Consider the following 11,944-nt stretch of genomic DNA (forward strand, 5'->3'; position numbering starts at 1 on the left):
TTTGGAGAGAAATAATACTAAATATTTATTTATCACAATATTGATTGCCGCTATTTTATGGTATGTAATGTTTGTAATAAAACCTATTAACTTCTGGCTGGAGATGAGTTTATCTATTACTTTTTTAGTATTTATATCGTTAATTATAGATAAAAAAATTGCTAGAGTAGATAAAATAACATTAAAAAATATTGTAATTGGAGTTTTATCAGCTATATGTTTGTATATGGTATTTTATATAGGCAACATTATATCTGGTTATATTTTTCCATTTAAGAATGCACAAGTGTTATCCATATATAGCATTAAAACACAAGGAAATCTTTTATGGATTAGTTTATTACTTATCTTTATAATTGGACCATGTGAAGAAATTTACTGGCGTGGATTTATTCAAAATACACTATCAAAAAAATTGGGAGAAAATAAAGGGTATATTCTAACTGCACTTCTGTATGCAGGAGTTCATGTTATTACTGGAAACATTATGCTTGTCATAGCTGCCCTTGTCTGTGGAATATACTGGGGATGGATGTACAAAAAGCAAAAGAGTCTCTCCAGTGTAATTATATCTCATGCCATTTGGGATTTAACCATATTTGTTTTACTTCCTATTATGTAAAAGAAGGGATACCTTATGAATAATAACACTAATGTATATAATATTTTCTCATCTATTGCAGATAACTATGATAAGCTTAATACTATATTAACATTAAATATTGACAGCTATTGGAGAAAAAAGCCATTAGACTATGTAATCTAAATAAAAACCATAAAATATTAGATGTATGCTGCGGAACAGGTAAAATGATAAAATACGCCTGTAAAACTGTAGGTAAAAATACAGAAGTTATTGGATTGGATTTTAACAAGAAAATGCTTAGTGTGGCAAATACCAAGCTTAATCAATCTATTAAAGATTACAAATTCAAATTAGTTAAAGGAGATATGTTAGAGCTTCCCTTTGAGGATTTAAGTTTTGATTGTATCACTGTTGCCTTTGGCTTAAGAAACGCAAAAAATAAATTAAAAGCCTTATCTGAAATTTATAGAGTTTTGAAATCAAATGGAAGGTTGGTTTGTCTGGAACTGTCAAATTCATCACTTCCTGTTTTCAATAGTCTGTATGCAGTATATTTTAATTATATGCTGCCCATTATGGGATATTTAGGTACAGGAGACAAAACTGCCTACTATTATCTTAGGGATTCAGTAAATAGCTTTATGTCAAAAACTGAACTTCAATCTGCTTTCCAACAGATTGGTTTCATTGATACTGGTTATTTATCCCTTACAGGGGGTATTGCTGCAATTCACTACGGAAACAAAAAATTACTGTAAAGACATCTCTAAAAAAAGGTTACAATATTTTGGGATATTGTAACCTTTTTATTACTTCACAGGTATGGATACTTTAAAAGTTGTACCCTTATTCAATTCACTTTCAACGGTTATTTTACCTTTATGTACCTCTACTAAGGATTTAGTTATTGTAAGCCCTATTCCTGCTCCCCCTGTAAGTCTGTTTCGTGATTTATCAGCTCTGTAAAATCTTTCAAAAATATATGGAAGATCTTCCTTTGGTATTCCCTGTCCATTATCTTGAACTATCAGTTCAAGATAATCATTTTTATTATGGGCTTGAATTAAAACCTTACCGCCCTGTTTTGTATACTTTAAAGCATTTGAAACTAAATTTATTATTATTTGGCTTATCTTATCTTTATCAGCACAAATGAATATATCTTTACTATTAAAAATAAAGTCAATTTTCTTACTTGCATATTCATTTTGAAAATTAAGCATAATATTTCCAACTACTTCACTTATATTGAATTTAGATTTATTTAATATGAGATTCTCTCCTTCATACTCAGCAAGTTTTTCCAAATCACTTACCATACGATTTATCCTCATTATTTCTCCATGACAGCTGTTAATTCTATCTTGTGTGGGCTCCCATACTCCATCTAATATAGCTTCCATGTGACTTTGCAGTGTAGTAAGAGGTGTTCTAAGTTCATGAGATACATCTGCAGTAAGCCTTTTTCTCAAATTTTCTTGGTTTTGCAGTGTTTTTGCAAGATTATTTATTGTAGATGTAAGATTATTTATTTCAATAATGTTAGAGTTTTCATTAATCCTGGTACTGTAATCACCTTTTGATATTTCTTCAGCAGTTTCTATAACACGTAAAATTGGCCTGCTCAAACCTCCTGCCATAATTACACCTAGTATTAAAGCAAAGGATAATGAAATAATTCCCACGCTTATCAGTATTTTATTTAAAGTACTTAAAAACATCAAATCCCTATCACTATAGTAAAAAGGGCCATAGTACCCAATTATGGCAGTACCTATTTTTTGAGAATTTTTCATTAAAGGGTATTCATCTTGTTTATAGCTTCCTTTCCAATTTGGATAAAGCTTTATCATATTTTGTGACATATGATCAAGCATTGCCTGACACATACCGTTATTATATGATGTTGCGTTCCAAATTGTTTTGCCTGATAAATCTTTTACAGTGAGTATGATTCCATTTTCAAGTGCATTTATACCAGTGCTTTCTATTACATCTTTGTTCCATCCATGGCTGCTGTACAGCTGAACTAGAGAATTTATTATATTCTGGCTCGTATGTTCATGGGTCTGTATAACGTAATTTTTAAATTGTTTCTCTAAGAAAAAGTTGGCCAGTATACTAATTAAAACTACACAAATTAGTGCTACAAGCATATATGAAAAAGACAATTTTCTTCTCAGGCTTCTTTGCATACTATTCACCGCCAAACCTATAACCAACTTTATATACGGTTAAAATGTATTTAGGTTCTCTAGAATTATCTTCAATTTTTTGTCTTAAATTTTTAACATGAGCATCTATAATTCTGTCAAATCCATTGAAATCTTCCTCAAGAGCTAAATTTACTAATTCCTCTCTAGTGAAAGTCTTTTGAGGATATTTTACCAGTGTCATTAATATATTATACTCACTAGACGTTAAATTCACAGTTATTCCATTTTTCTTTACTTCATGTTTGGTGTCATTTAATACTAAGTCTCCATTATTAAATGATAAAATATTTGAAAGTGGTATTGCCTCTTCTTCAGTTCTTCTTAAATGCGCCATAACCCTAGCTACCAGCTGTTTAGGACTAAAAGGCTTAGTTACATAATCATCAGCTCCAATATTAAAACCTTCCAATACAGTTTTTTCATCAACTTTAGCAGTTAACATAATTATTGGAACCCTGGATTTTTTCCTTAACATTTTGCATATATCTTCACCAGATATATCTGGCAGCATTAAATCCAATACAATTAATGCAGGACTAATCTTTTCAAATAATTTCACCGCATCAGTACCATTATAAGCTGTATGGACTTCATATCCCGCCTTCTCCAAATATGCTTTTATAACATCTACTATTTTTTGTTCATCATCTACCACAAGAATTTTCTTTGGAGACATCACATTACCACCTTCCTCAAATCAAGTGATTCTTAGGTTCAGGTGGAGTTTGCTCATGAGAAATGCTTTTCTCCACCTGAATCTTATTAACAGTATTCTTAGTGTCTTTAGCACTTAGATATCCAGGCGCGTAGCAGTGCTTATCCCCCCACTTTAAAGAAACTGGGGGTGTTAGCAATGGTAGCGTTCGGATAAAAGATTAATATAATAATTATATTAATTTTTTATGTAGAAATTATGAAGTTAAATCATTCATATAATATAATTGCTTTTTACCCTTCCGCCACATGATATAAAGTATCAAAACACTTACCATACCTACAATAACATCTCCTGTTAAAAAAGCAATATTAGATGATGTAAATATTGACATTATATATGGGATACCATCCCAAAGTGCATGGAGTATAACTACAGTTATATATGCTTCAATTACCCTTATATTTATTTTAGTATTTCCACGAGAACATTGACTTACAATAGTGCCCCCTAATATTGCTGTCCATGTACCATGACCTAGTGGAGATAATATTCCTCTTAGCAAAGTGGTATATACAACCAAAGATAAACTACCTCCACCTCGTAAAAAAGTTGTAAAAACATATCCTGAACTTTCTAAAGCTGCAAAGCCCATGCCAGCAGCAGCACCCAGAATAATTCCATCTATCCTCAAACTATTACATCTATGTCTTATTAAAATCAGAACACCAATAATTTTTGTAAATTCCTCAATGATGCCAACTATAAGTACAGATTTTAAATCAAGACTATTTATAAAAATCGGTTCTATTATTCCTGCTGAAAAAGTTCCTAAGAACCCTCCATAAAAAAAGCTTACTAAAATGTCTATCATCCTTACCCTACTAAAATAGCGTCTTTCATAAAAGAATGCCACATAAGTCACTGGTATAAGAAAATTTCCCAGTATAACTATAGCCGGAAATATATTGAGATTATCTGTAAATATCAAAACTGCTAATCCAATGATATAGGTTACAAAACCCACCAAAAGTAATTTATACCAATTATATCGTTTTTTAATTTTTTTATCTCCATTTATTGGTACATGTTTCTTCATGTTAGTATATCTCCTTTATTTTTATTCCCCAGTATACTTTCTTTTTTAATATAATAAAATTATTATCTACTTTCATAGAGAGAATATACTAAATTACTTTAAACAACTTATATATAATATTATATTATACTTTCTTCATATCCATTATTATACTGCCAAAGGTTTTCTTTGGAGATATCACATTAACACCTTCCTAAAATAAAAGATTAATATAATAATTATATTAATCTTTTATGTAGAAATTATGAAGGTAATCTTCACCTGAACCTAAAAATCACGTTTTTTAATCACATATTACTAGTACCTTAATTAGAAATAAACCCATCCATGCATACATCATATTTTCCCATAGGAACCTCATCTAAAATCTGAAAACTATAGGCAAGTCCAATTTTTTTTGAATCAGTTCTAAGTTTTTTTAAAAATCTATCATAATATCCCCCGCCATACCCTACCCTGCCGCCGTTTTTATCAAAAGCCAGCCCAGGTACATAACAAATATCAATAGATGTTTCTTTCACTTTTAAATCTATATTTTGGGGTTCTAATATTTTATAGGCTCCCTCTTTTAATTCATTGAAATCATATATTCTAACAGCTTCCATATAGCCCTCTTTATATATTACTTTAGGGACACAAATCAACTTTCCATCTTCTAAAGCCGTCTTTATTATATTATGGGTATTCACTTCACTTTTATAACTTACAAATATAAATATACTTTTTGCTTTATCATATTCTTCACTTTTTATAACTTTTTCAAATATTATACTATCCAACTTTTCTTTTTTCTGATTACATAGATTATCTCTTTTTTCCATCATAATTTTTCTTATATAAAACTTATTCATCTCCACCATCTTCTTTTCTAAGTTCTTGTATTCTTTCACTTATTACATCTACTGGAGTTACATTAGATACAAGACTATACCTATAATTTGCTGCTGCAGCCTCTATTATAACAGCTAAATTTCTTCCCGGTCTTATAGGAATTTTCAATTTTCTCACAGGCACATTTAATATATTCATATATTCCTTATCTATACCCAATCTATCATAATTTTCATCTTTTTTCCATTGTTCCAAAGATATCACCAAACCAATATTCTTTGTTTTAAGCACAGAACTTAATCCATAAAGGGCAGAAATATCAATTATGCCCATACCTCTAACCTCTATCATACCCGAGGTGATGTATGGGGAAGTTCCATTTAGCACTCCATCTATTTGTTTTACATCTACTGCATCATCAGCAACCAGCCTATGTCCTCTCTTTATAAGTTCTAGGGCAGTTTCACTTTTTCCTATACCGCTTTCTCCTGTTATAAGTATACCTATACCGTACACATCCATTAAAACACCGTGAAGTCTGGTTTCAGGAGCCAACTTAACATCCAGATAATTCATAAGTCTGTTTATAAATCTTGTAGAGATATTATTAGTTCTAAGTATCCATCTTTTATTTTTAATAGCACTTTCTAAAAATTCCTTGTGAGGTATTAGCCCTCTAGTAATTATAGTACCTGGATTATCAAATTCAAAATATTTTTCCAATCTTTTTTTTCTAAGCTCTGGCTGCATAGCATCTAAAAAACTCCATTCAGCTTTTCCTACTATCTGAACTCTCTCATTGGCATAGTAATTATAAAATCCACTAAATTGAAGTCCCGGTCTATTTATATCACTTACATTTATTTCATTTACATTTTTCCCCTTATTTATAACCTCTAGTTCTAAATCCTTTATAATATCTTCTATTGTTACTGACATATTTTCACCTCTTAGTTCAGTTATTAATTTAACTTTATTTTGTATAAATTATTTTATATTGTCAACCTTTTTATAGATTCCAATATTAAAATATAACTAAAACTTGATAAAAGCTTTACATTTTTTATGTGAATACTCATTGTTGATTTTTGTATTATATTGTATATTAATGACTAATAAAAGATGCGTTTATTTATCTATTATCTGTTAAAATATATAGAAGTAGCAAAGTTTTTTCCTGGGGGAGTAATGTAACAATGAAAACTTATTTAAAAAATTTAGACATAGAAATAAATGAACTAAAACAAGCTTTATACATATTAATGAAAACAAGAGAGCTTACCGATGATATAGTTGTTAAATGTAGTAAAAAATTAGACAAGTTAATTTTAGAGTACCAAAAAAATAATTTAAAAAATAAAACATAGCACCTACAAGAATAAAAGAACAGCATAAAAACCATACTGTTCTTTAATTACATCTACACTATATTATATACATTATATTATATTTCCTTTAAATTTAAGCTTAAACTTCTAGTAAGTATCCCCACAATAACTGCAGCAATAATTCCATCTACCATATGATGAATCAACGTACCTGCTCCTACTACTACAAGTACTTTATACATAGTAAATCCAAAAGGTATTACAGCTATGGCTTCAAGTACGGCATGAATAGGGGAAGTAAGCACTACTACTTTTCCAAAAGAAACTCCTTTTTTCAACATATAGGCACCTGCTAGTCCAACAAATATATGACTGCAAGCTCTAGCCGCTATTACAGCCGGTGAGGTTATTAAGAACCCAATAGCAGAGCCTATACCTACCATTACTGCCGCAAAAGGGCCTAAAAACATAGATAAAAACATAGGTACATGAGAAGCTAATGTGGCACTAAAAGGAGGTATTTGTATCTTTAAGAATCCAAAAGTAGTAGGAATTATAATAGCTAAAGCAGTTAAAAGCCCTGCATAAGTAAGTTTTTTTATATTGTTATTCATTTTTTCTCCTCCGCAATAAATGTATATACACTAGTATACTCTACTTCATTGCATATGTAAATAAAAACACCTCAAAATTTATTAAATAAATATACTTCCTTATTTCCCATACCGTCAAATATTACATATCCCTCTGTTTTTTCCAATACAGATGAAAGCAGTAGTTTTTCTATGTTTATAAAAAATTTTTCCATATGATATTTTTCCGATACCTTTATACTCCCCTTTCCAATTTTTTCTTTTATATACTTTTCTTCCTTCTTACTCCTTTCTCTTATTAAAAAATCAGGAAGCCATTTTTTCTTATTAAATTTTAAATAATCATATTTTATTATTTCCTTAAGTTCCATACTACTTTCATTAAAATATTCTTCCTGAAATTCCAAAAATATTTTATAATAATCTGTGGAGGATATACTCCTATTAAAATACCCTTTATTATGAAAAAACATTGCAAGACTATAATAAAAATCAAAGGCTTCTTCAAATTTAGAAATAAAATACTTTATTATATTTGCAAATTTTCCAGAATTATAATATTTATCTACTATATGTTCTACTTTTTTCAAAATTACAATTTCTCTATAAGTTATATGATTGGTTTTAAGAATCTCATAAGGGGCATAAGGCGAATACACCATTTTCCACTTTTTGGCCTCTTCTCTCATAGGGGAACCTTTTAATAATTTTAAAAATCCCATTTGAATCTCCTCTGGCTGCAGGGAATACACCTCATTAAAGGATTTTTTAAAAGATTGAAAATTTTCTCCTGGAAGTCCTGCTATCAAATCCAAATGCTGTTTTATATTATTATTTATTTTGATTTTTTTTACTTTCTCTTTTATATCTTTAAATTTAACATATCTGCTTATATTATTTAACACATTTTCATTAGTAGTTTGAACTCCAATTTCAAATTGAATTCTTCCCTTTGGGGATTCTTTCAATAGCGCTATTTCTTCTTCTGTAAGAATGTCTGCAGAAATTTCAAAATGGAAGGTAGTTTGTGTATCACATTTTATTATAAATCTCCAGAGTTCCAGGGTAAATTCAGGATTGCAGTTAAAGGTTCTATCTACAAATTTTATAAGAGCTATATTTTTATCCATTAAAAACTTAATTTCTCTCTTTACTCTTTCTATATCTAAAAATCTAACTTTATGAATAGTGGAAGAAAGACAGTATTTGCACGAGAAAGGACATCCTCTACTGGCTTCGTAATATACAATTTTATTTTTTAAATTATCCCCTTTCTCATAGGGAAATATTATTTTATTCATATCCATCAGTTCTCTTTCTTTATTTAAAAACACTTTATCTTGCCATTTAAAACAAAGACCTGGTATTTTCCTTAAAACTAAAAAAATTTGGGAATCATTATATTCTTTTTTATTAAAATACTTTATCTGAAACTCTACAAATTCATGGTAGGTATCTTCTCCTTCTCCTATTATTATGTATTCTCCAGCCATATTCTTTAAAACATTACAGCTGTCATAGGATACTTCAGGTCCCCCATACAATATTTTAATGAAGGGATTTACAAGTTTAATAAGTACAGCTAGTGATTTAATATATTCTATATTCCATATATAACAGGAGAAGGCCACTATATCAGGTTTCTCCTCTATAATTTCCTCTAGTATTTTTTCTCTCCTGTCATTTATGGTAAATTCTCTTATAACACAATTATAAGGAAGTTCTCTAGTATAGGCTTTTAAATATCTTACTGCCAGGTTACTGTGAATAAATTTTGAATTAAGTGCTGTTAACAGTATTTTCATATGTATTTTTCATTTCCTTTCTCCACGCAGGTTAAAAACATGAATATTTAAGTAAAAATCATGCTAAACCAGATTTTTCTTTTGTGCCTTTATATAATAAAGTCCATCTGAATTTTTCAAATCTAAAATTTTAAAATATTTATCTAATAATTTTACTGTATTTTCTTTGGAATTATTTTTTAAAATATTAAAATCTCTTATTTTTATTTTTTTTATTTTTCCCCCTGGAATTAATATTTTTACATATCCATTAAAAATTTTACTATAGCCTTTATCCACATCCCATATATAAAGCAAACCATCTTTCTTTAAATACTTATAAATATCTTTAATAAAATTTTTCTTTTTAAAATTAAGCCATAGTTTATTAAAGGAAAATAACAATATACAATTGTGGTAATAATCCTTCTTTATATTTTCCTCTTCTTCTTTTCCATTTATATATTCTACATTTACATCATCATTGAATTCCTTGTATATATTATATACTATACCTTCATTGTGAAGCCCCACATCTAATAAATTTCCTCTAAATATTTGATTTTCCATATTTATGAATATAGTTTTACTCATTTATATCACTATCCTTTATCAATATAGGGAAGCACCGCCTCATTATATATGTTCTTGAAAAATAAAAAAAATCCTCCCTTTTATGGGAGAATTTTAAAGTTTTTTACTTTTTCATAGTATTTAATCATGAAGCCTGCAGTAGTTCTCTGGGCTTCTTTTAAAATAACTGAAGCTATTTTACCATACTTTTCATTTATAGACTCTATATTGCTATTTTTTATATAAATACTATTTGCCATTATAGCATTATTTTTTATGAAATCTTCTAATTTTTCATATATTATAACTCCATCTTCTGCTACAAAAGAATAATCTGTCATAAGTCTGCTTATTATCCAGAGTTCAAATTTTCTATGACTGTTTAAAAGCCTATTATTTACATGATGCGGAACTGTAACATCCTGAACAAGGTGGCAGGATGCACCAAAGTAAAATAGAGCCTTTTCTAGTTGACCAAGACTCAAAAGTTGTAGGGATTGACTATAATATTTTCTACATTCTGTAAGTGCATCTGAAAATCCATATAATCCTTTTTCTCTGTTTACATGATAAAAATGATTGGAGCTTTTAAAATCTTGATCCGCCCAGGTAACTCCTGCATTTAAAGCTCTTATATATTTCCTAAAAAAATTATATTCTTCCTGGTATCCATCATTTTGTAATATTGCAATGGACTGTAACATTATAAACTTATGAACAGTACAATTGGTCTTCATAAGTTTTTTCTTAAGGGGATTTACTGCAAAAAATATCCCCTTTACAGCATTTCCATAGGTTCTTTCAATTTCATGTTTCATCTAAAAAACAATCTCCTCTTTAAAATAGAATATACATACCACATTATTGGATTTGAATCTTCAAAATTAATATAACACACAGTATTGATACAAAGATTATATATGGATAAATATTCTTGTCTGATTTTATGTGTTCATTAATTTTACCTTTGTTTATACTATATAAATAACCTTTATTTTCGTCAAGTGCTAATAATTCTTTGTTAAATATTCTCATACTTGAAATTTCAACTTTACCATTAAGCTTAATTTTCTCCATAGGTGATCCTATTCCTCTAAAGCTATATATTATACTATCTGACTTATCCCAAAAAAATATACAATTTTTTTGGGATAAGACTCCTTCTCTATCTATAGCCAGTGGCCCCATAGTCCCTACAGTTTTATGCTGATATAAAGGTGCTGGAGGATCGACATTGGGGTGGATAGCCAGTATAAATTGCAGAGGAGAATTTTTAACACTTTTAAATTTAGGTGAAGTAACAGGATCTCCCCCGCTGTAATCTGGCCATCCATACCATACACCCTTTTTAATTTCATATATATAATCCGTATCTCCTATAACTGGTCTGCTCCCTCTATTTTCCATCCCCCCCAGGGTGCATATAAATTTACCTTCACTGGTAAAATCCATTCCTTTTACATTTCTTATTCCCCAGGCAAAGGTTTCACTACTGCCCTGTGTTAAATTATATCTGATAATAGAAGCATTTCCCGGAAAATGTTTTGGAATTACTTGTCCCTGTACACTTTGGGTATTATAGCTTTGAAAAGCTCCTCTCTTTTCTTTCCCAAAATTTATACCTTTTAAAGTTATATCTACTGGAGCAACATCATGAGCATAAAGGTTATTTTTTACCCATACATTATCTTCTCCCACTACCGCTGAATTGGTTGCAGCCCCTATGGATATGTATATATATCCATCTTTTACCCTTACTAAACTATCTTTATAATCTCCATAATTAGGCATACCACTTACAAGTACAGAATTTCTACCTTTTTCTATATAGTAACAGTATACTTTATCTCCGGAGGAATAATACAAATTCCCTTTATAATAATCCAGACTATAAATATTTAAATTCGAGTCTTTTAATATATCATAGCTTTCTCCATCACTTTTTATGATTTGTATTCTATTTTTATATGCTATGTAATAATTATCTTTTTCATCCTTCACAAAGTCCACCGCACCTTTTAATCCTCTATATTTTAAGTTACAGCTTAAAGTAACATCTTTTATTTCAATTTTAATTTTTGAATGAGTTTTATAGAAATAATATTTAAGCATACTACCTGACAGAATTACAACTGCAATTATAGATAAAAATTTTAGTAACTTTTTCATATATAGTACTCTCCTTAAAATATACATCACACTAAATATATATTAGAAAAATCCACACATATGAGTAAGTATTTAAAAATCCTTCTCCCCTCTTAATTATTAATTTAAGA

Annotated in this window: 12 protein-coding genes and 1 pseudogene; 3 read left to right on the plus strand and 10 right to left on the minus strand. The window is 29.2% G+C overall.

Annotated elements, in window-relative coordinates; translation table 11 throughout:
* The first annotated feature begins 1 nt into the window (after position 1).
* Both AB3K27_RS11330 and ubiE read left to right on the plus strand, forming a co-directional pair.
* Positions 2 to 622, plus strand: coding sequence for a lysostaphin resistance A-like protein (locus AB3K27_RS11330; RefSeq protein WP_368487547.1), 621 nt, complete (start codon positions 2 to 4; stop codon positions 620 to 622).
* A gap of 15 nt (positions 623 to 637) precedes the next feature.
* Positions 638 to 1,344 (plus strand): annotated as a pseudogene (ubiE, locus tag AB3K27_RS11335) (bifunctional demethylmenaquinone methyltransferase/2-methoxy-6-polyprenyl-1,4-benzoquinol methylase UbiE).
* A gap of 51 nt (positions 1,345 to 1,395) precedes the next feature.
* Here the strand turns inward: ubiE and AB3K27_RS11340 are convergent.
* The 5 genes from AB3K27_RS11340 to hprK form a co-directional block, all read right to left on the minus strand.
* The gene (locus AB3K27_RS11340; protein WP_368487548.1) at positions 1,396 to 2,781 is read right to left on the minus strand and encodes a sensor histidine kinase; all 1,386 of its coding nucleotides are present in this window, start codon (positions 2,779 to 2,781) and stop codon (positions 1,396 to 1,398) included.
* Between the two features lies 1 nt (position 2,782).
* Positions 2,783 to 3,478: a response regulator transcription factor gene (locus AB3K27_RS11345; protein WP_368487549.1), complete on the minus strand. Its 696-nt coding sequence runs from the start codon at positions 3,476 to 3,478 to the stop codon at positions 2,783 to 2,785.
* A gap of 235 nt (positions 3,479 to 3,713) precedes the next feature.
* On the minus strand, positions 3,714 to 4,556 hold the full coding sequence (locus tag AB3K27_RS11350; protein ID WP_368487550.1) for a PrsW family intramembrane metalloprotease: 843 nt from the start codon (positions 4,554 to 4,556) through the stop codon (positions 3,714 to 3,716).
* A gap of 305 nt (positions 4,557 to 4,861) precedes the next feature.
* Complete coding sequence (locus AB3K27_RS11355; RefSeq protein WP_368491219.1) at positions 4,862 to 5,416, minus strand: 5-formyltetrahydrofolate cyclo-ligase; 555 nt, start codon at positions 5,414 to 5,416, stop codon at positions 4,862 to 4,864.
* Positions 5,400 to 6,326, minus strand: coding sequence for an HPr(Ser) kinase/phosphatase (gene hprK / locus AB3K27_RS11360; RefSeq protein WP_368487551.1), 927 nt, complete (start codon positions 6,324 to 6,326; stop codon positions 5,400 to 5,402). Before hprK ends, AB3K27_RS11355 begins: the two co-directional genes overlap by 17 nt.
* A 257-nt stretch (positions 6,327 to 6,583) precedes the next feature.
* Here hprK and AB3K27_RS11365 point away from each other — a divergent pair, with 257 nt between their 5' ends.
* A complete protein-coding gene (locus tag AB3K27_RS11365) occupies positions 6,584 to 6,754 on the plus strand; it encodes an aspartyl-phosphate phosphatase Spo0E family protein (RefSeq protein ID WP_368487552.1) in 171 nt (56 codons plus the stop codon).
* A 77-nt stretch (positions 6,755 to 6,831) separates the two neighbouring features.
* Here the strand turns inward: AB3K27_RS11365 and AB3K27_RS11370 are convergent, their stop codons facing one another.
* From AB3K27_RS11370 to AB3K27_RS11390, 5 genes are all read right to left on the minus strand, one after another.
* Positions 6,832 to 7,329, minus strand: coding sequence for an ECF transporter S component (locus tag AB3K27_RS11370; protein WP_368487553.1), 498 nt, complete (start codon positions 7,327 to 7,329; stop codon positions 6,832 to 6,834).
* Between the two features lie 71 nt (positions 7,330 to 7,400).
* The gene (locus tag AB3K27_RS11375) at positions 7,401 to 9,113 is read right to left on the minus strand and encodes a B12-binding domain-containing radical SAM protein (RefSeq protein WP_368487554.1); all 1,713 of its coding nucleotides are present in this window, start codon (positions 9,111 to 9,113) and stop codon (positions 7,401 to 7,403) included.
* A gap of 63 nt (positions 9,114 to 9,176) precedes the next feature.
* On the minus strand, positions 9,177 to 9,686 hold the full coding sequence (locus AB3K27_RS11380; RefSeq protein WP_368487555.1) for a class I SAM-dependent methyltransferase: 510 nt from the start codon (positions 9,684 to 9,686) through the stop codon (positions 9,177 to 9,179).
* Between the two features lie 80 nt (positions 9,687 to 9,766).
* The gene (locus AB3K27_RS11385) at positions 9,767 to 10,483 is read right to left on the minus strand and encodes a zinc dependent phospholipase C family protein (protein WP_368487556.1); all 717 of its coding nucleotides are present in this window, start codon (positions 10,481 to 10,483) and stop codon (positions 9,767 to 9,769) included.
* A 43-nt stretch (positions 10,484 to 10,526) separates the two neighbouring features.
* On the minus strand, positions 10,527 to 11,834 hold the full coding sequence (locus tag AB3K27_RS11390; protein ID WP_368487557.1) for a hypothetical protein: 1,308 nt from the start codon (positions 11,832 to 11,834) through the stop codon (positions 10,527 to 10,529).
* Positions 11,835 to 11,944: the final 110 nt, after the last annotated feature.

It is taken from the genome of Clostridium sp. BJN0013 (genome assembly GCF_040939125.1).
GTDB lineage: Bacteria > Bacillota > Clostridia > Clostridiales > Clostridiaceae > Clostridium_B.